Below are 19,321 nucleotides of genomic sequence, written 5' to 3'. Positions count from 1 at the left end.
TCGCTTCTACCAGGAAAAAAACTGTGTTGCCTCAGTCCGTTTTAATCAGCGAAGTCGGCCCGCGTGATGGCTTGCAAAGTGTCAAGGCCACCATGCCCACGGCACACAAGCTGGCTTGGATCACCGCGTTGCACGATGCGGGCTTGCGCGAAATCGAGGTGTGCTCGTTTGTGCCGGCCAAGCTGCTGCCGCAGATGGCCGATGCGGCTGAGGTGGTGCGTCATGCCGTGGCTTTGCCCAACTGGACGGTGATGGCTTTGGTGCCCAACCTCAAAGGCGCTGAGGCCGCATTGGCAGCGGGGGTGCACAAGCTCACCATTCCTGTGTCAGCCAGTGAGGCGCATTCGTTGGCGAATGTGCGCAAGTCACGCGCCGACATGGTGGCCGAGGTGCGCAGCATCGTGGCCATGTCGCACGAACGTGCACCCCATATCAAAGTAGAGGTGGGCATATCCACCGCATTTGGCTGCACCTTGCAAGGCCATGTGGCCGATGACGATGTGATGTGGCTGGCCACCGAATTGGCCGAGGCGGGTGTGCACGAGGTGGGCTTGTCCGACACCACGGGCATGGCCAATCCAGCGCAGGTGCGCCGCTTGTTTCAAAAGCTTCAGCAGGCCGTTGGCCCCAAGATGGGCGCAGCGCACATGCACAACACACGCGGTTTGGGTTTGGCCAACTGCTTGGCTGCTGTCGATGTGGGCGTGACCACGTTTGACAGCTCGCAAGGCGGCTTGGGTGGCTGTCCTTATGCGCCAGGTGCGTCGGGCAATGTGGTGACGGAAGACTTGGTGTTCATGTTCGAGGCCATGGGTGTGCGCACGGGCGTGGACCTCGACAAGCTCATGGCGGCACGCGTGCACTTGCAAACGGGCCTGCCCAACGAACCCATTTACGGCATGACCCCGCTGGCGGGCTTGCCCAAGCACTGGAAGACCCACACACATGCGTGATGCCAAGACCTTGCCCCTAGCGGGTATTCGGGTGGTGGAGTTCACCCACATGGTGATGGGCCCCACCTGCGGCATGATCTTGGCCGACTTAGGCGCCGAGGTCATCAAGGTCGAACCTTTAAGCGGTGACAGCACACGCAGGCTGATGGGCTCAGGTTCTGGGTTTTTTGGCATCTTCAACCGCAACAAAAAAAGCTTGGCGGTGGATGTGAAAAGCGCCCAAGGCCAAGAACTGGTGCTGCGCTTGGTGGCTGGGGCAGATGTGTTCAGCGAGAACTTCAAAACAGGCACGATGGACAAACTTGGCTTGGGCTACGCAGCCTTGTCCAAGCTCAACCCGGGGCTGATTTATGTGTCGCACAAAGGCTTTTTGCCAGGGCCCTATGCGCACCGCACCGCACTGGATGAAGTGGTGCAAATGATGGGTGGCTTGGCCTACATGACGGGGCCTGAGGGTCGCCCCTTGCGCGCAGGCGCGAGCGTGAACGACATCATGGGCGGTATGTTTGGCGCGATTGGGGCTTTGGCTGCACTCGCGCAGCGCCATCAAACGGGCAAAGGCCAAGAGGTGCAAAGTGCCCTGTATGAAAACAATGTGATGTTGGTTGCGCAGCACATGATGCAGTTTGCTGTCACGGGCAAAGCCGCTGCGCCCATGCCCAGCCGCATCAGCGCATGGGCGGTGTATGACGTGTTCACGGTCCAAGACGATGCGCAAATATTCTTGGCGGTCGTGAGCGACACGCAATGGCATGTGATGTGCGATGCGTTTGGTTTGGCCGATCTCAAGGCCGATGTGCGTTTGGCCTCAAACAACGACCGCGTGAAGGCACGTGATTGGATGATGCCCATCTTGCGTGAGCATTTTGCAAAGCTGAGCGCCACAGAGCTGAGCTCGCGTTTTGAAGCTGCTGGTTTGCCTTATGCGCCCATCACCAAACCGCAAGATTTGTTTGAGGATCCGCATTTGCTCGCCACAGATGGCCTCACGCCGATCACGTTGCCCAGTGACGCCAGCAGTGCGGGGCAAGAGGTGCACACACGCACCCCTTTGCTGCCTTTGCGCATGGATGGCGAGCGTTTGCCAATGCGCCACGCGCCCCCCAGCATTGGCCAAGACACCGAGGCACTGCTGCGTGAACTGGGCTACGACAGCGCCCACATTCAACGCATGGTGCAAGACGGTGTGGTGAAGGTGATCACACCCCCTCAGGCTTGATCTGTGCACGAGCAATGACGGGCTTCCAACGCGCTTGCTCAAGTTTGATGAAGGCTTCAAATTCCGCATGCGTGTTGCCCACTGCCAAGGCTGTGTCTTGACTGAGTTTTTCTTGCACCAGTTTGCTGCGGGTCGCAGCAATGGCTTCTTTCTCAAGCTTGTCGAGGTTGGCCTTGGCCATTTTGCTGGGGGCCATCAGGCCGTACCACTGCGTCATCTCGAAGCCTTTGAAACCTTGCTCTGCCACGGTGGGCACGTCGGGCAACTGCGGCAAGCGTGCGCTGGTGCCGGTGGCAATGCAACGCAGCTTGCCCGCTTTGATGAACTGCAACAGCGCAGGGGCGCCGACAGACGCCGCATCTAAGCGGCCTGCCATCAAGTCGGTGAGCATGGGGCCTGTGCCACGGTAGGGCACGTGCAAGATGAATGTCTCTGACACCATCTTGAGGTATTCAAACGCCAAGTGGCCCGCGCTGCCGTTGCCTGCCGAGCCGTAATTGAGCTTGCCAGGGTTGGCTTTGGCGTAGGCCACAAATTCTTTGAGGTTCTTCACCGGCAAGTCGGGGTGCACCACATAGAGGCTGGGCACTTTTGAGATGAGCGTGATCGGCGTGAAGTCTTTGGCTGCGTCATACGACAGCTTCGAAAAGATGAAGGGGTTCACGGCCAAGGTGCCAATGTGGCCCAAGATGAGCGTGTGCTCATCGGTTGAATTGGCTACTTCTTGCATGGCAATGTTGCCAGCCGCACCGGGCTTGTTGTCCACAAACACGCTTTGTCCAATCGTTTTGCCCATCTCGCCTGCCAAGGCGCGCGCCACAATTTCAGAGCTGCCGCCAGGTGCAAACGGCACGACCAAGCGCAAAGGTTTAGAAGGCCAAGCAGCTTGTGCATGGGATAGCGCGGGCGAAAAAGCCAGTGCGCTGGCTGCGGTACTGGCCAGCAGTTGGCGGCGCGTGAGGGTGGGGTCGTTGAAGTTCATGTGTCTCTTTCGCTTGGGTGATTCGGTGGCAATATCGCGTTCTTTGATGACGCGGCTGCACTGGTTGATCTGCTACGCAATGAATTTTTGCGTCATCGGGTGAACCCTTTTGGATGTCACCACCCAACTATGCCACACGGGCTTTCACCTCGGGTGAATCTCAAGCCTGTTGCAAAATTCCCAGAATTAGCACTGGCGTGACGTCAGTTCGCTGTAGCATCTGTCGGCAAAACTTATTGGAATTGAATGATGAAACGATCGACGTTCTTGATAGCACTCGCCAGCTTGGCTAGTGCCCCCGCTTGGGCTGACCCCAGCTATCCCAACAAACCGATTCGCATCATCGTGCCATTCACACCGGGTGGCAGCCCTGATGTGTTGGCGCGCACCATTGGCCAAAAAATTTCTGAGAGCACGGGCGCACCTGTGGTGATTGAAAACGTGGCTGGCGCGGGCGGTACGGTGGGTGCTGATCGTGCTTCCAAAGCGGCGCCTGATGGTTACACCTTGCTCATGGGCCACGTGGGCACTCTGGCCGTGGCGCCTGCCGTGTACCCCAATTTGCCATATGACCCCATCAAATCGTTTGTGCCCGTGGCCTGGGTGGCCAAGGTGCCCAATGTGTTGGCAGTTCATCCTTCCATGCCTGTCAACAACGTGACCGAGCTGGTGAAATACCTCAAGGCCAATCCAGGCAAGGTCAACTACGGCTCGGGTGGCAATGGCAGTGCGGCGCATTTGGCCATGGAGTATTTCAAACTCTCCACCCAAACCTTTGTGGTGCATGTGCCTTATCGCGGCACCGCCCCCTCGGTGACCGATGCCATCGCCGGACAAATTCAAATGGTGTTCACCGGTGCGCCTGCGCTGGTGCCGATGGTCAAGGCTGGCAAATTGCGCGCGATTGCCGTCTCTAGCCCCAAGCGTTTGGACTTGTTGCCGGATGTACCGACATTGGCAGAGTCGGGCGTCAAAGGCCTAGAGGGTTTTGAAGCGGACCAGTGGTATGGCTTGGTGGCCCCTGCGGGCACGCCCGCTGCCGTGGTGCAAAAACTCAACCAAGTGGTCAATGCCAACTTGACGGCACCTGAGATGGTCGCCCGACTCAAAACCGAAGGGGCCACTGCCACGCCCGCATCGCCTGAGGCCTTTGGGCAACTCATTCAACGCGAGATCAAGCGCTGGCGCCCCGTGGTGTTGAACGCAAAAATCTCTGCAGATTAAGCGGCGGCTTGTTCATTTTTAGGTGTTGAAAACCAAGCCACCAATATTTGAATTGAATGGGCCATAAGACATGCGCTTGCACGAACACCACCACCCACATGGTCATTCATCAGGCCATTCTCATGTCCACGCGCCCAAAGACTTCAGTGGTGCATTTGCTTTGGGTATTGCATTGAATTTGGGCTTTGTGGCGGTCGAGGCGTTTTATGGCTGGCGCGTGGACTCACTGGCGCTGCTCGCTGATGCCGGCCACAACCTCAGTGATGTGGCAGGCTTGGTATTGGCTTGGGCAGGCGTATGGGCCACCAAGCTGCGGCCCAATCCGCGGCACACCTATGGCTGGCAACGCGCCACCATCTTGGCAGCTTTTGCCAATGCGTTGTTGCTCTTGGTGGCCATGGGTGGTTTGGCTTGGGAGGCAGTGGGTCGCCTGATGTCTGCCGAAGTGCTGAGCCTGCGAGGGCAAAGTGAAACTGTGATGTGGGTGGCCGGCATCGGTATTGGCATCAATGCCGCCACGGCGCTTTTGTTCATGGAAAAAGGCAAGGGCGATTTGAATATTCGTGGTGCGTTTGTGCACATGGTTGCCGATGCTCTGGTGTCTTTGGGTGTGGTGATCACTGGTGCATTGGCATTTTTTGGCGGCTGGAATTGGCTTGACCCTGTCGCGAGTTTGCTGATTGCTGTTGTGATTGTGCTGAGTACATGGAGTCTGTTCAAGCAGTCACTGCACTTGTTGTTTGATGGCGTGCCGCATGAGATTGATCCAGGGGCGGTGCATGATTTTTTAGGCTCGTTAGAGGGCGTGACCGAGGTGGTTGATTTGCACATCTGGGCGATGGGCACTTCCAAGGTGGCGCTGACAGCGCATCTGATTGTTCCTACGGGCTATCCAGATGCCGCATTTTTTAAAAACGCCCAAGCGCGTTTGCATGAGGCCTTTGACATATCGCATGTGACTTTGCAAGTCACCCAAGAGGCGGTGATGACTTCATGCCAAGCCCACCATCCAATTTTGGGCGAGCGTGTCACTTGACGCTGCCAATGGTTTTTTATGCCTTGGGGCGCGACATCTTGAACAGTTGCTCCGGTCCAATGCTGAAGTAGTCGGCTGGGCCGCCGCCGCGCAAGATGTGGCCTGCATTGGCGGTGTCGTAAATGCCGTCTTTGAGCAAGTGGTCGGCAATGTGCACGCCCACCACTTCGCCTAGCACCAGCCAGGTGGGCACTTTTTGTTTGTCCAAGCCTTCGAGTTGAATAATTTGCGTGCTGCGGCATTCAAACGACACAGGGCTCTCGGCCACGCGCGGCACGTCCACCACGCGTGAAGGGGCGGTGGTCAGCCCTGCCAATTCAAACTCATTCACTTCTGGGCCCACGGGGGCGCAGGTTTGGTTCATGGCCTCGGCCAGCGGGCGGGTGACGAGATTCCAGACAAAGATGCCGTTTTCTTGCACATTGCGCACCGAGTCTTTCAGGCCGGTGCTTGAGAAGCCAATGATGGGCGGGATGTAGTTAAAAGCGTTGAAGAAGCTGTAGGGGGCGAGGTTCAAAATGCCGTCGTTGCTGCGGGTCGATACCCAGCCGATGGGGCGTGGGCCAACGATGGCATTGAAGGGGTCGTGGGGCAGGCCGTGGCCGTGGCGGGGGTCGTAAAAATGCGTCATGTGGGTACCTTAAACGCAAAACCGCGAGCAGGCTGTCACCTACTTGCAAAGCTGCTGCTTGTGTGCAACCTAGAGATGGCGCTTGGCCACAATGGCCAAGACATCTAGCTCGGCCTGGGAGTCGGTTTTGATGTGTGCCAAGCTCTTGCGCAAGGCGTCTTCGCCCGTGGCTTGGGCAATCAAGCTCAGTTGATCAACCAGCAGTTTGAACTGCGCAGCGGCCAAGGCAGGGTGTGCTTTGGCATCTAGCACCAAGCCGTTGGCGTGGGTGTGGTTTTCGGCTTCTTTGGCTGCAAACTCTGCGCGGGCTTCGTTGGTCAGGCGTGTGACCTCTTCGTGCGACAAGTGCAAACGCTCGGCCTCGGCAATGATGAGCTCGCGCTCCGCACCGTTGAGCATGCCGTCTTCAAAGGCCAGCATGAGGCGCTGTTTGAAGGCGTCGCGGTCAATGCGCAACTGGTCGGTAAAGGCCGAAGCCAACAAGCCCGCAGGGATGGCAAAAATACCAATGCCCACCAGCGCCAACACCACCGTCAGGGCGCGGCCCATGGGCGTGATGGGGGAGATGTCGCCATAGCCCACCGAGGCCAACGTGATGATGGCCCAGTAAATGGATTGGGGAATGTTTTCAAACTTGTCAGGCTGTGCCTCATGCTCAAGCAAGAAGCCCAAGCTGGCGGTTAGCACCACCAACAACATCATCACAAACACCGAGGCAAAGATAACTTGCCACTCGCGTTGCACCACTTTGTAGAGGGTTTCCAGCGCTGAGGTGTAGCGCGTGAGCTTGAGCATGCGCACCAAGCGAAACACGCGCAAAAAGCGCAGGTCCACATGTTGGCTCAACAGGCTTTCTAAGACAAACGGCAAAATCGCCAGCAAGTCGATGATGGCGGGGCCCGAACGAATGTGCGCCCAGCGTGCCATGCGGTGGTGGTACTTTGGGTTTTCAGGCGCTGAGTACACGCGTGCGATGTACTCAATGGTAAAAATGGTGAAAGCCATCACGTCGATGACATGAAACTCCACCGCAAACAAGGCGCGCATCGATGCCACCGATTCAAAGATCACGCAGAAGATGGACAAGGCCACCCAAAACACAATGAAGTTGTCGAGGTAGGCATGCAAGCGGCCCGAGTGACCGGTGGGCTCGAGCAGGGCAAACACTTTGGCGCGAAATGTGCGGCCTTGGTTGAGTTCTTGAAATTCGCGCCAAGCAGGAATGATTTGACGTGACAGCTTGAACATCCGAGCCAGCCGCATGATCCGCAACACGCGCAACATTTCCACGTCTACATCCACAAAACGTGCGAAGTAAAAAGGCGCAATGGCGATCAGGTCAACCAGCGCATAAAAGCTCAAGGCGTAGCGCAAGCGCGGCATGCTTTTGCCAGCGAAGTCGGGGTGCAAATGCGCCGTGGCCACACGCATCACATACTCAACCGTGAAGATGCCCACGGTGATCACGTCAAACCAATGGAACCAACCCGCATAGCTGTTGTAAATCTCGGGCGTGTTTTCGATCAGCACCGCAAAGACGCTGGCCACAATCAGGAAGGCGATGCAGCGCTCCACCGTGTGGTTAAAGCCATGCTTGAACTCGGGGTCAAACAGCCACTGGTAGGCGAGAGCCAGCAAGGATGTTTGGGGTTTATGGGCGTGTTCGGTCATGGACTTTGCATCAGATTCATTGCTGTTAGATAAACAGCAAGAACCCGTTGATGGTTGAAAAAATGCCCACTAGTCCGAGCACGCAAGGCACCCAAAAAAGCACCACAGCGCCCGTCAAGATGGCCACCGAGGTCAACACGATGGCGATTTGTAAAAGTGCTTCAGCGGAGTCAAACCAAGGGTCTTGGCGCAGCGCAATGTCGCGCTCATGTTCATGTGCCTTGGCTTTGGCCATGAGCTCTTTTTTGCCATCACCCGTTTCTGGCTCAGATTCGTAGCGGGCGATGTTTTTTTCGTAGCCTTCTAGCTTTTTCTCTGCCATGGCTTTGGCCGCGGGGGAGAGCTTGTCATGGGTCAATTGAATGCGCAGATCGTCAGCCGCAATTTTGTAGTCGGTCTGACGGATGTTCTTGGCTTGGTAGAAGGCAAAGGCGTTGGCAGCCAAGATGTTGTTGCTCATGCTCTCCTTAGCAGCGTTGTTGCCGCCTAAGCTGGCAATCGCTAAGCACATGGCCAGCAGGGATACCAGCATGGCGCAACGGGTGCGAAAAGGGTCATTGCCATGGTCTGGCAATTCAGTTTCTGGAACTTCGCTCATGGTGTTTTCCTCTTACTCTTTGTGATCGTCGGAATGTTTGTCTTTTCGTTTGGTGAAAATTTTAAACACGGCCAACACAGCCAACACGGCTGCGACCACGCACACCACCAATTCGGCGTTGGTGAGTTGGTGGACGAATTGGTCCACGTAGTCATAGGTAGAAAGCGGTGTGTAAACATCCGGATTTTCTTGCTTGTATTTTTCGTAAGCACGGTTGTCCATGGTGGCTTTCGTTATTAGTTGAGTCGATTGTTGTTGGCTTCGGCGATTTGCTTTTCTTCTTCCATCTGGTGCTTGATGGATGCAACTTGCTCATCAGACATTCCCAGCTTGGCTTGCATGAGTTTAAGTTGGGTCAGTTCTGCCTCTGTGACAACACCATCGGCCAGCACATTGCGCACCTCCATCTCATAAAGAGCTTGGCGGCGTTCCACTTGTGCGCTATAGGCTGTAGCGACCACACCTGTCAAGATGGCAGCCAAAGCAATGGACAGCACTTGGGTGAGGATGACCAAGATGGTGCCTACAAACGTCACAGGGTCGACGTTGCCCCAACCCGCGACGATGGTGATGACAAACCAATGCATGGCTGCGGGGATGGAGGGGAACACCTCAGGCTGGTCATGGCCTTCGATGATGTAGATCAGGGACGAGAAAAGCAAGCAGCTGATGAACAGCAAAAACACGGCAGAGGAGAAAGAATCTTTTTCAGCTTTGACGGCGGCCACCATGTCATCGAACGCGCTGTTGTAGCGCGAGAGTTTGAAAATTCGTAGCAATCTGAACATGCGCAAGACACGGAGGTCTGCACCCGGGAAGAGCAATTGCAAGTAAAACGGCACCGTACTCAAAAAGTCGATGATGCCGTAGAAGCTAAATAAATACGCTTTGCGGCCTTGCCAAGCTGTGCCACCGCTGTGGATGTATTTTTCGCTGTTGCACCAAACGCGCAGGATAAATTCAACCGAGAAGACGGCAACACTGAGCATGTCAAACAAGTGAAACTCATGCAGGTAAGCGTCATGAATTTCTGGCACTGACTCCAAAATGATGCCAATCACGTTGGCCACCACCAAAACGGCAATAAATATTTCTACAAAGTGGCTGTACTTGTCAGGCACCGCACCTTCCAATATTTCGAAGGTGCGGCGTTTGATGCGCTGGTATGTGGAGTGGCTGACGGCTGAGGAATTCATGGAAGCGCTCATGGTTTGCCGGACAATTTATTTTGGGCGCGCAGCAGCATGGCTTCGACCTGCTCATCTGACAGTCGGTAGTGCGCTTGCAAGTTTTTGAGTGTTTCTTGCTCTTCTTCAGACATATTGCCGTCTTTGAAAACTTCGCGAAGCTGCGCCTCGAACGCGGCTTTTTTGCGTGCCACTTGGTTGGAGAAAGCTGAGGCCACGATGCCAGTCATGATCGCGGCCATGCACACACCCAAAAAGCCTGTGATGAGTGCAATCGCCTCACCTGCTTTGGTCAAGGGTTCAACGTTGCCATAGCCTGAAGTGATGGTGATGATGGCCCAGTAAATGGAATGCGGAATCGTGCCAAACAACTCAGGTTGCGCATGGCCCTCAGCAAAGTGCATCAGCGAAGCCGACACAACCGTGGCGATGGTCAGCAAAAACACCGCAGAGCCAAACGCTTGACGCTCGGAGTGAATGGCATGAAACAAGTCTTGCAGCGCGGTGTTGTATTTGGAGAGTTTCAAAATTCGCAGCAGTCGCAACACGCGCAGGATGCGCAAGTCCAGCGTGGGGAAGAACACATGCAAGTAGTAGGGCATGGTGGCAAAGAAATCGATCAAGCCAAAGGGGCTGAATATGTATTGAAAGCGGCCCTTCCAAGTGCCGCCATTCGCGGGACCGTACTTGGCACCCAGCGACCACACGCGAGAAATGTATTCGGCCGTGAAGAACATCACACTCCAAAACTCCAGCTCATGAAAGAAGTCTTTGTATTGGGCGTGAATTTCGGGAACGGAATCAAGAATCACCGCAGAGCAGTTGACCAGTACCACCAAGGTGATGGCCCATTCAACGTAATGGCTCGCCGCATGTTTGGGCGAGCCATCCAAAATTTCCATCAGTGTTTTCTTGAAACCTGTTGTCATGGCGAAGATCTAACGCTATTGAAAGCTATGAAGTGTCTGAAAAAACAAGCGGTCACACAACCCGTGCGTGACCGCTTGTGATGGGGCTTGCCAAATCAAGCCAAGCGGCGCTTAGACCTTGCTTAAGCTTTGCCTTGAATCTTTTGCCACAAGGCAAATTCTTTCTCGGTCAAGCGTTCGCCAGATTGGGCGATTTGGTCAAATTGTGCGGCATCAACTTGCACACCCAACTGGCGTATTTGACCCAACAAGACTTTGTAATGTTCCACAGCCAAGGCTGGATTTTCGGCAATTTTGTGGATGGGCAGCGGGTTGCGCTCTTCGAGTTCGTGCTCTTTGATCACTACCTCAATCAATTGGTTGACTTCTTCTATCGTCAAATGCAAGCGCTTGGCTTCTGAACGAATGATGGCGGCTTCTGCATCGCTGATGTGACCGTCTTTCAAGATCGCAAACAACTTGGCTTTCAGCAGGTCGCGCTCTTTCACCAACTCATCGCTGAAGGCCGAGGCCAACAAAGCAGCGGGGATGGCAAAGATGCCAATGCCCATCAAAGCCAAGATGCTGGTCACGGCGCGGCCCATCGGTGTGACGGGTGAAATGTCGCCATAACCCACAGAGGCCAAAGTGATGACCGCCCAATAAATGGAGGTGGGAATGTTTTCAAACTTCTCAGGCTGCGCGTCGTACTCAAACAAGTAACCCAAGCTGGCAGTCATCACCAACAACAGCATCATGATGAAGGTGGCAGCGCCCATCACAGGCCATTCGCGCACCACCACTTTGACCAACACGGCGGTGGCATCGCTACCACGGGTGAGTTTGAGCAATCGTGCCAAACGGAACACCCGCAAGAAGCGCAAGTCGATCAGGTGGTGCAAGAACACTTCAAGGAAGAAGGGCAAGATGGCCAAGAAGTCAATCAAGGTGGAGGGGTTTTTGGCCTGACGGAAGCGACCGATGAAGGCGCCTTTGTAGCCTGGCTCTTCCACGCAAGCGTACATGCGCATGCAGTACTCGACAGTGAAGATCGCCACTGCCACCGCATCTAAGATGACGAATTGCATATGCAGGATGTAGTTGATGCCCTTGACCGATTCCAAGATCACGGCCAACACAGACAAGATCACCCACACACCAATGAACACATCGAACATGTGTTGCAAAGTGCCGCCGTAGTTGCTGGGGAACACCAAAGCGTGGACCTTTTGACGGAAGGTGCGGCCTTGGTTGAGTTCTTTGAATTCTGCGATGGCAGGAATCAAGACGCGAAACAGCTTCATGATTCGCAGCAGTCGCAGGAATCGCAACACGCGCAAGTCGATTGGGATGAAGGCCTGCAAGTAGAAAGGTGCAATCGCCAAGAAGTCGATGATGGCAAATGGGCTGGTGGCAAAGCCTAGGCGTGCATTTTTGCGATGCTTGAATTCTTCGTCTTCAGGCGCGAGGTAGAGGCGCAGGGCGTATTCAATGGTGAACACAGCCACCGAGAAAATATCAAAGCACTGAAACCAAAATTGGTAAGGTTCGAACACCGCAGGCACATGTTCAAACATCAAGGTGAACAAGTTGACGATGATCAGAATACTGACCCACTTGTCCAAGTCTTTTTGAAAGTTACCAGGAATGTTGGGATCGAGCAGCCATGAGTACAACCACTTGCGCATGGGCAGGTTGGGGTCGATGTTGGCTTCTACGTCTTGGCCCAGAATGGCTTTGATGTCGAGGTCTTCTAGGAATTTGTCTTGTTTGGATTGTGTTTGCATGTCAGACCTCAGAATTCAAACTCGGCAACTTTGATGGCGGAGCCACCCTTGTCACACACAGAAAGACGCAGCTGCATCTTGTAGTCAATGCTGTCGGTTTCCAACAGTTGTGACGCCACGAAGGGCGTGGCTGAGCCTGGGGGGGTAGGCATCAAGTCTTCCAGCAGCAAGGCACCCATCAACGTGCGGTCTTTGGGGTCGCAAGCGGCCACAAAGTGAGGGGGCTTGTTGAAAAACGTGTTGACTTGGTCTTTCAGCTCCGTGTTGGCCATGATGTGGGCCAAACAAGCGCCCCAAGTGCCAGGGGTGTCGGCCTTGGCATCGGCAGCGGGTTTGACGCCACCCTTGCAGGCGATGAGTTTGGTGTCGGCTTCAAAGCGCGTGGTGCCCGCTTCGGTCAACCATGCCACCCAAGCTTCACCATGGCTTTTGGCGGTCTCGACTTTGAGCGCTTCTTTGTAGTTGACTATGCCCAGCCACGTGACAGCGGCGATGACAGCAACCAAAAAAGCCAAGAAAATCTTGTCCGACGAAGTGGGGCCGAGGTTTTGATGTTCGGTACTGGGGACTGAGGAAGATGCCATAAGTTGCGCCATTCAGTGAGTAAGGGAATCGGCAGATCTGTGCCGAAAAACCCGAAAATAATAAGGATTATGATATTCGCAAATTAAATGAATTTGTAGATTTATATCTATAAATTCGATGAAGTTTTTGCCACTTTTAAGGGGTAAAGACGTTAAAAAGCCGCTTCACGAGCGGCTTTTTGAATGGGTTTGAAAGCTCAAAACTCAGTTATTTTGTGAGCCTCGGTGCGCCCAACCCGTGGTGTGTTTTTCAATCATGCTGAAGAGTTCATACATGATCATGGCCATGGCGCCCACCACCACAAGCCCAGCAAACGCCAAGCCCATTTGCATGGCAGAGCCCGCAGAAATCAACAAGTAGCCAATGCCTTCGTTGGCCGCGGTCATCTCTGACACAGTGGTACCCACAAACGCCAAAGTGATGGCTACCTTGAGTGAGCCATAAAAGTAAGGCATGGAGCGTGGCAAACCTACCTTGACCAGCACGTCCCAGCGCTTGGCACCCAAGACGCGCAGCACATCTTCGAGCTCTGGCTCTAGCGTGGCCAAGCCTGTGGCGATGTTGACCATGATGGGAAAAAAGCTGATCAAGAAGGCGGTCAAGATGGCTGGCCCCACGCCAATGCCAAACCACACCACCAAGATCGGCACAAAGGCGGCTTTGGGCAGCGCATTGAAACCCGTCATGAGTGGATAAACAGCGGCATAGGCCAAGGGCGAACTGCCAATGACAAAGCCCAACAACACGCCCACCACGATGGCAATGCCAAAACCGACCATGGTCACCCAAAAGGTGCGCCAGGCATGGCCTGCAATGACGTCGCGAAATTCCACCATTTGTTCCCAAATGCGCAGCGGCGAGGGGAAGATAAATTCAGAGACATTGAACAGCGAACACGCGGCTTGCCACAAGAGCAAGGTGGCCACGAGCAAGCCCCATGGCGCCCAAGTTTCGAGTTGTTTTTTATTCATGGTCTGGGGTTGAAGTTACTGCTGAATGGCTGCGCCGGTTTTGCGCATGGCGCCAATGTAGCCGCGCAGCTCGTGGACGATGTGGGTGAACTCGGGGGTGTAGGTCACTTCCAAATCACGCGGGCGGGGCAGATCGATGTCGCGCTGGACCACAAAGCGGCCAGGGCTCTTGCTCATCACATACACCTTGTCGGCCAAGAAGACCGATTCGCGCAAATCGTGGGTGACCAAGATGACGTTGAACTTTTGCATCGCATGCAAGTCGCGCAAGATGCACCACAGCTCTTCGCGGGTGAAGGCGTCAAGCGCACCAAATGGCTCGTCCAACAACAGCATTTTGGGTTCATGAATCAACGCGCGGCATATGCTGGCCCGTTGTTGCATGCCGCCCGACAGCTCCCACGGAAACTTGCGCTCGTAGCCGCCCAAGCCCACGGTTTGCAGCAATTGGATGGCGCGCGCTTCGTATTCTGGCTTTTTGGTTTTGAAGTTGGAACGGTAAGGCTCCACGATCTCCAACGGCAGCAACACGTTGTCCAGCGTGGTGCGCCAAGGCAAGAGCGAGGGCGATTGAAACGCCATGCCGCTGATTTTGAGCGGGCCGTTGACGGGCTGGCCATCCACATAAATGTTGCCAAGGCTGGGTTTTTTCAAACCCGTGGTGAGCTTCATGAAGGTGGATTTGCCGCAACCCGAGGGCCCCACAATGGCAATGAATTCACCTTGTTTGACCTGCAGGTTGATGTCTTCAACCGCAAAGTGTTTGTGCGCCAACAACTCATCGTTGTAGGCCAGCCAGACGTTTTGAAAGTCGACGAAGTGTTCAGGTGCAGCGCTCATGCAGAAGTGCCTAGATTACTTCTTACCCTTGGGCAACACGTCGAGTTCTTTGGCTGTAGGCAGGAAAGATCCGTTCCAAATGTCGTCAGCCTTCACGCGCGTTTTGGTGTTGAATGCGTCCGACACTTGAGAGGCCATCAGGCTCAGGCGAGGGCCTTTGATTTGTCCAAACCCTTCCGCGCGGGCGTCGGGGCTGTTGATGACGGTGTCGATGGCCAGCTTCAAGCGGCGTGCTTCGAGTTCGCTGTTGATGATGCCGTCACGTGCTTTGACGCTTTCGATGGCTTTGGTGGGGTCCGCGATCACGTCTTTCGCGCCTTTGGCAAAAGCGGACAAGAAGGCTTTGAGCGCGGCGGGGTTTTCTTTGATCAGCTTGGGTGATGCAATGATGGCGTTGCCATAGAGCTTCACGCCGTAGCTGGGGTACTCCATGACGACCACTTCTTCAGCTTTGACGCCGCGGGCTTCGATGTTGAGCAGTGAGGTAAAGGTAAAGCCCGTGATGGCGTCCACATCGCCACGCACCAACATGGTTTCGCGCAAAGGTGGGTCCATGGACACCCAGTTCACAGCGCCTACGTTGTTTTCCTTAGAAAAAATGGGGAAGGCCCGACGGCCCGCGTCAAACACAGGTGCGCCTAGCTTTTTGCCCGCCAGATCAGCGGGGGTTTTGATGCCCGATTTTTTAAGGGCCATCACGGAGGCTGGCGTGTTGTTGTAGACCATCATCACGGCCACAGGCTTGTTGGGCGCATCTGGGTTGTTGGCGTGGAATTCCATCAGGGCTGCCAAGTCAGCAAAACCAATGTCGTAAGCACCAGAGGCTACGCGGTTGACTGCTCCGCCAGAGCCGTTGCCCGCGTCCACGGTCACATCGAGTTTGGCGTCTTTGAAATAGCCTTTCGCCACGGGGACCAAGAAAAAGGCAGAGGGGCCTTCAAAGCGCCAATCGAGTTGGAATTTCAAGGGCGTGGTTTGGGCCGAGGCGCTTGCAAAGCCAGCAACCAGTGCCAAGCCAAGGGTGGTTTTGATGAAGGTGCGTTTGATCATGTGAGCCTTTGAAAATCAATTTGAAAAAGTGATGATGTATTCAAGCTTGCAATATGGGTGCCTATGGATAGGTGCCTGTTTGCAGGGCCTTTGGATCAAATTGTGCGCGAATTTGGTTTGTATACAAAAAGGGTTTGCACCAATCTGGTTTAGCGCACCGCCGCGGTGCGCCCATGCTTGCTTGCTTATTGGGCAGCCGCTGGTTTGTGTTTTCGGCTTTGGTTGAATTTACCCCAGGCAAATACCAGCACAGCACCGCAGACTGCAGCAGTGAGGTGAAACCATGGGTTGGCAGCGCTGAAATCGCGCAGCACAGCATCGCTGGCCACCGTCTCTCCACCCACCCAGCCAATCAAAGCTGCGCCCAAGGTGATGATGATGGGGAAGCGCTCCATGAGTTTGATCATCAGCGTGCTGCCAAAAATCACCATGGGAATGCTGATGGCCAAGCCCATGATCAGCAACACTTGGTCGCCTTTGGCTGCCGCCGCCACGGCAATGACGTTGTCCAAGCTCATCACCAAGTCGGCAATCAAGATGGTGCGGATGGCTGAAAACAAGCTGCTGTGTTCGCTGCCTTCGCCTTCGTCCTCGTCTTCACCTGCCAAGAGTTGCGCGCCTATCCACAAAAGCAAGACGCCGCCCACGATTTGCAGGTATTCCAAATTCATCAGCATGGCGGCCACCACGGTCAAGCCGATGCGTAGCACCACGGCCGCACCAGAGCCAAACAGGATGGCTTTTTTCTGCTGTTCAGGTGGCAAGCTGCGTGCTGCCAAAGCGATGACGACCGCGTTATCTCCAGACAAGATGATGTTGATCCAAATGATCAACAACAATCCTAGCCAAAAGTCGGTGCTTTGTAGTAATTCCATTATGTTGCTCCAGACAAAGGGGGTGTTTTTCTGCGTCCTGTGAGGCGCAGAGCATTTTTTTGCTGGGTCAGTGTAACGGGCGGTCCATTTGGCTTGGTTCGTAATAGTGCTTATGTATCTCTTTGAAAACAGCCTAGCGCGAGGTGTCCAAAAAAAAGCCCGCCATGAAGGCGGGCGGTGCAAAAGCATTGAGCTGATCAGTGGCTGTCGGCTTGACGGGCTGCAGCCACTGCGGCTGAGTCGTCTTCAGACGCGCCGTTGAAGAATAGGTTCAGCCCGACGGCAGAGATGGAGGCCAACAAAATGCCAGACTCAATCAGTGGGTGGAGGTTGTGTGGCATCCATTGCTTGAAGTTGGGTGCGATCAGCGGAATCATGCCGATGCCAATCGAGATGGCGACGACCAAGCTGTTGAAGCGGTTGTTTTTAAAGTCCACGCCTGCCAAGATGCGAATCCCGGTGGCGGCTACCATGCCAAACATCACCAACCCAGCACCGCCTAAAACCACAGTGGGCAAGGACTCCACCAAAGCAGCCATCTTAGGGATGACGCCCAAGAAGATGAGGATGATGCCGCCCGCCACGCACACAAAGCGGCTCTTCACGCCCGTGACGGCGACGAGACCGACGTTTTGCGAGAAGCTGGTGTAAGGAAAGGTATTAAAAATTCCGCCAATCAGCGTGCCCAATCCATCGGTGCGCAAACCGCGGGTGAGCGCGGCACGGTCCACATGGCGGTCAGTCATTTCCCCCAACGCTAAGAACATACCGGTGGACTCGATCATCACCACAATCATCACCAAGGTCATGGTGAGTATGAGGACGGGGTCAAACACAGGCACACCAAATTGAAACGGCGTGACAAAGCCAAACCACTCGGCACTGCCTACTTTGTCAAAGTTCATCAGACCCAGGCTGGTGGCCACGACGCCACCGATCACGATGCCCAAGAGCACAGAGATGTTGGCAATAAAGCCCTTGGCAAACTTTGAAATCATCAAGATAGACACCAGCACCAAAGCAGCGATGCCAACCCCAGTCAGGTCGGCGTATTTTGGGTTGGGCATTTTGGCCATCAGGGCCAAATCTTTGGGTACTGCTGGTAAGGTTGATCCGGGAACAGAGGCCACACTCGCTGCATCCGACAACCACTTGGCGTGTTCTGGGTTGACGATGGAAGGTGCGGTAGGGCCAAAGGGGTTGCCAAAAATCCAGTTGATGCCGATGCGCATCAAGCTGATGCCGATGACGGCAATGATGGTGCCCGTCACCACGGGCGGAAAGTAGCGCAGCAGGCGGCTGACCAGCGGCGCGATGAGGATGGAGATGGCACCTGCGCCCATGATGGCGCCAAAAATAAGCTGTGCACCAGCATCGCCTGGGTTGGCGTTGGCCATAGACACCATCGGTGCCACGGCCGCAAAAGTCACGCCCATCATGACGGGCAATCGAATGCCAAACCACTGTGTGGCCCCCAAGGATTGAATGAGAGTGACCAAGCCGCAGACAAACAAGTCGGCTGAGATCAGCATGGCCACTTGTTCAGGGCTGAGCTTCAAAGCGCGGCCCACGATGAGGGGCACCGCCACAGCGCCCGCGTACATCACAAGCACGTGCTGTAAGCCCAGGGCGGTGAGTTTGCCCGTCGGGAGATGTTCGTCGACAGGATGGGTGGATGAGGTCATAGTTGCTCCTTGGTTGATTTTTGCATACAAAACTGTATGCAAAAAAACCATAGTTTGTTTTCGGGACAAACCCTAGCGTTGAGGTTCTGGGGGCCATGTTTCGCTTGGGCTGGATGGGGCTTGAGTCCGCGCACACCACCATCCAATGGGTCAGCCTTCCATGTTTTTCCACCACTCAGGGCCAAATTGCCCTTGCAACCAGCTGATAAAAAGTTTGACCTTGGCGGGCACCAACCTGGGTGAGGGGAAAACGGCGTGCACTTCTTGCTGCGGAAGTCGCCAGCCCTCCAAGAGGTTGACCACGGCCTTGGTTTCTAGGGACTTGTGCGCAACATACTCAGGCAAAGCCGCGATACCAAAACCATGGCGAGCTGCAACCAGCAGCATGGACAGGTTGTTCGAGCGCAGGCGACCGCGCACGGCAATGCTGGCCAATTTGCCATCGCTGCCTGTCAACTGCCATCGTTCATCGCCCTGAACAGAGCTGTAGATCAGGGCGTCATGCGCGCTCAAATCACGAGGCTTTTTGGGTCGGGCATGTTCTTTGAGGTAGGCCGGAGATGCCACCAAGACCCACGGATTGACCCCCAGATAAGCGGCCCCCAACGTGGAGTCGGCGAGTTTGCCCAAGCGTATAGCGACATCGACGCCTTGCTCCACCAGATTGACATAACGGTCATCGCAATGGAGCTCAATTTGCAAATGTGGATTGATCTTCATGAATTGCAAAATCAGCGGAGCCATGACGCGGCGACCAAAAGCCACAGATGAGCTGATACGGATGGACCCTAGTGCCTGCGTTTGCAAAAGTGTCCCCACAGACTCTGCCTCTTCGACATGGTGGCAAATCAGTTTGCATTTTTCGTAATACAGCAAGCCAATTTCGGTCGGACTCACGCCGTGAGTTGTCCGATGCAGCAGGCGTGCACCGAGGCGTTGTTCCATGCGATTGATTTGCTTGGTCGCAGCAGGTTGACCAATGCCCGCTTCGCTTGCCGCTTTGCTGAATGAGCCGAGGTCAACGACGCGGATGAAGAGTCTGATTTCTTGTATGCGTTCCATGCCCATATTCCACCATGGAATAAGCATCATGATCAATACATGCATTCCAAATCGTTG

General features: G+C 54.9%; 19 protein-coding genes. 4 read left to right on the top strand and 15 right to left on the bottom strand.

Going from position 1 to position 19,321, the window contains the following annotated elements; all coding sequences use genetic code 11:
- Positions 1–23: 23 nt before the first annotated feature.
- Positions 24–953, top strand: a complete 930-nt coding sequence (locus tag V7Q41_RS00775; RefSeq protein ID WP_333841510.1) for a hydroxymethylglutaryl-CoA lyase — start codon at positions 24–26, stop codon at positions 951–953.
- Positions 946–2,172, top strand: coding sequence for a CaiB/BaiF CoA transferase family protein (locus V7Q41_RS00770; protein ID WP_333841508.1), 1,227 nt, complete (start codon positions 946–948; stop codon positions 2,170–2,172). The genes V7Q41_RS00775 and V7Q41_RS00770 overlap by 8 nt, the downstream gene beginning before the upstream one ends.
- On the opposite strand, the gene V7Q41_RS00765 is transcribed toward V7Q41_RS00770, so the two are convergent.
- Positions 2,153–3,154, bottom strand: a complete 1,002-nt coding sequence (locus tag V7Q41_RS00765) for a Bug family tripartite tricarboxylate transporter substrate binding protein (protein WP_333841505.1) — start codon at positions 3,152–3,154, stop codon at positions 2,153–2,155. The genes V7Q41_RS00770 and V7Q41_RS00765 overlap by 20 nt on opposite strands.
- 249 nt (positions 3,155–3,403) lie before the next feature.
- On the opposite strand from V7Q41_RS00765, the gene V7Q41_RS00760 reads away from it, so the two are divergent.
- Positions 3,404–4,378, top strand: coding sequence for a Bug family tripartite tricarboxylate transporter substrate binding protein (locus tag V7Q41_RS00760; RefSeq protein ID WP_333841503.1), 975 nt, complete (start codon positions 3,404–3,406; stop codon positions 4,376–4,378).
- Positions 4,379–4,448: 70 nt separating this feature from the next.
- Positions 4,449–5,414, top strand: a complete 966-nt coding sequence (locus V7Q41_RS00755) for a cation diffusion facilitator family transporter (RefSeq protein WP_333841501.1) — start codon at positions 4,449–4,451, stop codon at positions 5,412–5,414.
- 16 nt (positions 5,415–5,430) lie between these two features.
- Here the strand turns inward: V7Q41_RS00755 and V7Q41_RS00750 are convergent, their stop codons facing one another.
- The 14 genes from V7Q41_RS00750 to V7Q41_RS00685 all read right to left on the bottom strand — a co-directional run bounded on the left by V7Q41_RS00750 (position 5,431) and on the right by V7Q41_RS00685 (position 19,264).
- On the bottom strand, positions 5,431–6,045 hold the full coding sequence (locus tag V7Q41_RS00750; protein WP_333841499.1) for a flavin reductase family protein: 615 nt from the start codon (positions 6,043–6,045) through the stop codon (positions 5,431–5,433).
- Positions 6,046–6,114: 69 nt separating this feature from the next.
- Positions 6,115–7,716 carry an ion transporter gene (locus tag V7Q41_RS00745; RefSeq protein ID WP_333841496.1) on the bottom strand — a complete coding sequence of 534 codons (1,602 nt, stop codon included), beginning with the start codon at positions 7,714–7,716 and terminating at the stop codon, positions 6,115–6,117.
- Positions 7,717–7,741: 25 nt separating this feature from the next.
- Positions 7,742–8,314: a DUF4337 domain-containing protein gene (locus V7Q41_RS00740; RefSeq protein ID WP_333841494.1), complete on the bottom strand. Its 573-nt coding sequence runs from the start codon at positions 8,312–8,314 to the stop codon at positions 7,742–7,744.
- A gap of 12 nt (positions 8,315–8,326) precedes the next feature.
- Positions 8,327–8,536: a hypothetical protein gene (locus tag V7Q41_RS00735; RefSeq protein WP_333841491.1), complete on the bottom strand. Its 210-nt coding sequence runs from the start codon at positions 8,534–8,536 to the stop codon at positions 8,327–8,329.
- A gap of 14 nt (positions 8,537–8,550) precedes the next feature.
- Complete coding sequence (locus V7Q41_RS00730) at positions 8,551–9,510, bottom strand: ion transporter (protein ID WP_333841489.1); 960 nt, start codon at positions 9,508–9,510, stop codon at positions 8,551–8,553.
- An 8-nt stretch (positions 9,511–9,518) separates the two neighbouring features.
- Positions 9,519–10,430: an ion transporter gene (locus tag V7Q41_RS00725; RefSeq protein ID WP_333841487.1), complete on the bottom strand. Its 912-nt coding sequence runs from the start codon at positions 10,428–10,430 to the stop codon at positions 9,519–9,521.
- Positions 10,431–10,552: 122 nt separating this feature from the next.
- Entirely contained in the window at positions 10,553–12,196 is a 1,644-nt protein-coding gene (locus V7Q41_RS00720; protein ID WP_333841486.1) for an ion transporter, read from the bottom strand.
- An 8-nt stretch (positions 12,197–12,204) separates the two neighbouring features.
- A complete protein-coding gene (locus V7Q41_RS00715; protein WP_333841484.1) occupies positions 12,205–12,780 on the bottom strand; it encodes a hypothetical protein in 576 nt (191 codons plus the stop codon).
- A gap of 204 nt (positions 12,781–12,984) precedes the next feature.
- Positions 12,985–13,752, bottom strand: coding sequence for an ABC transporter permease (locus V7Q41_RS00710; protein WP_333841482.1), 768 nt, complete (start codon positions 13,750–13,752; stop codon positions 12,985–12,987).
- A 15-nt stretch (positions 13,753–13,767) separates the two neighbouring features.
- Entirely contained in the window at positions 13,768–14,592 is an 825-nt protein-coding gene (locus tag V7Q41_RS00705; RefSeq protein ID WP_333841479.1) for an ABC transporter ATP-binding protein, read from the bottom strand.
- Between the two features lie 15 nt (positions 14,593–14,607).
- The gene (locus V7Q41_RS00700) at positions 14,608–15,642 is read right to left on the bottom strand and encodes an ABC transporter substrate-binding protein (protein WP_333841477.1); all 1,035 of its coding nucleotides are present in this window, start codon (positions 15,640–15,642) and stop codon (positions 14,608–14,610) included.
- 185 nt (positions 15,643–15,827) lie between these two features.
- The gene (locus V7Q41_RS00695; RefSeq protein ID WP_333841475.1) at positions 15,828–16,517 is read right to left on the bottom strand and encodes a TerC family protein; all 690 of its coding nucleotides are present in this window, start codon (positions 16,515–16,517) and stop codon (positions 15,828–15,830) included.
- 197 nt (positions 16,518–16,714) lie between these two features.
- A complete protein-coding gene (locus V7Q41_RS00690; protein ID WP_333841473.1) occupies positions 16,715–18,202 on the bottom strand; it encodes a nucleobase:cation symporter-2 family protein in 1,488 nt (495 codons plus the stop codon).
- 150 nt (positions 18,203–18,352) lie between these two features.
- Positions 18,353–19,264: a LysR family transcriptional regulator gene (locus V7Q41_RS00685; RefSeq protein ID WP_333841471.1), complete on the bottom strand. Its 912-nt coding sequence runs from the start codon at positions 19,262–19,264 to the stop codon at positions 18,353–18,355.
- Positions 19,265–19,321: the final 57 nt, after the last annotated feature.

It is taken from the genome of Limnohabitans sp., from assembly GCF_036804465.1.
Classification (GTDB): domain Bacteria; phylum Pseudomonadota; class Gammaproteobacteria; order Burkholderiales; family Burkholderiaceae_C; genus Limnohabitans.
This window is presented reverse-complemented; position numbering and strand designations above follow the sequence as displayed.

Coding starts and splice junctions, on each gene's coding strand:
- V7Q41_RS00735 (WP_333841491.1), bottom strand. CDS start 8,536: ATGGACAACCGTGCTTACGAAAAATACAAGCAAGAAAATCCGGATGTT.
- V7Q41_RS00755 (WP_333841501.1), top strand. CDS start 4,449: ATGCGCTTGCACGAACACCACCACCCACATGGTCATTCATCAGGCCAT.
- V7Q41_RS00760 (WP_333841503.1), top strand. CDS start 3,404: ATGAAACGATCGACGTTCTTGATAGCACTCGCCAGCTTGGCTAGTGCC.
- V7Q41_RS00745 (WP_333841496.1), bottom strand. CDS start 7,716: ATGACCGAACACGCCCATAAACCCCAAACATCCTTGCTGGCTCTCGCC.
- V7Q41_RS00690 (WP_333841473.1), bottom strand. CDS start 18,202: ATGACCTCATCCACCCATCCTGTCGACGAACATCTCCCGACGGGCAAA.
- V7Q41_RS00765 (WP_333841505.1), bottom strand. CDS start 3,154: ATGAACTTCAACGACCCCACCCTCACGCGCCGCCAACTGCTGGCCAGT.
- V7Q41_RS00705 (WP_333841479.1), bottom strand. CDS start 14,592: ATGAGCGCTGCACCTGAACACTTCGTCGACTTTCAAAACGTCTGGCTG.
- V7Q41_RS00725 (WP_333841487.1), bottom strand. CDS start 10,430: ATGACAACAGGTTTCAAGAAAACACTGATGGAAATTTTGGATGGCTCG.
- V7Q41_RS00695 (WP_333841475.1), bottom strand. CDS start 16,517: ATGGAATTACTACAAAGCACCGACTTTTGGCTAGGATTGTTGTTGATC.
- V7Q41_RS00715 (WP_333841484.1), bottom strand. CDS start 12,780: ATGGCATCTTCCTCAGTCCCCAGTACCGAACATCAAAACCTCGGCCCC.
- V7Q41_RS00740 (WP_333841494.1), bottom strand. CDS start 8,314: ATGAGCGAAGTTCCAGAAACTGAATTGCCAGACCATGGCAATGACCCT.
- V7Q41_RS00710 (WP_333841482.1), bottom strand. CDS start 13,752: ATGAATAAAAAACAACTCGAAACTTGGGCGCCATGGGGCTTGCTCGTG.
- V7Q41_RS00700 (WP_333841477.1), bottom strand. CDS start 15,642: ATGATCAAACGCACCTTCATCAAAACCACCCTTGGCTTGGCACTGGTT.
- V7Q41_RS00750 (WP_333841499.1), bottom strand. CDS start 6,045: ATGACGCATTTTTACGACCCCCGCCACGGCCACGGCCTGCCCCACGAC.
- V7Q41_RS00730 (WP_333841489.1), bottom strand. CDS start 9,510: ATGAATTCCTCAGCCGTCAGCCACTCCACATACCAGCGCATCAAACGC.
- V7Q41_RS00685 (WP_333841471.1), bottom strand. CDS start 19,264: ATGGAACGCATACAAGAAATCAGACTCTTCATCCGCGTCGTTGACCTC.
- V7Q41_RS00770 (WP_333841508.1), top strand. CDS start 946: ATGCGTGATGCCAAGACCTTGCCCCTAGCGGGTATTCGGGTGGTGGAG.
- V7Q41_RS00720 (WP_333841486.1), bottom strand. CDS start 12,196: ATGCAAACACAATCCAAACAAGACAAATTCCTAGAAGACCTCGACATC.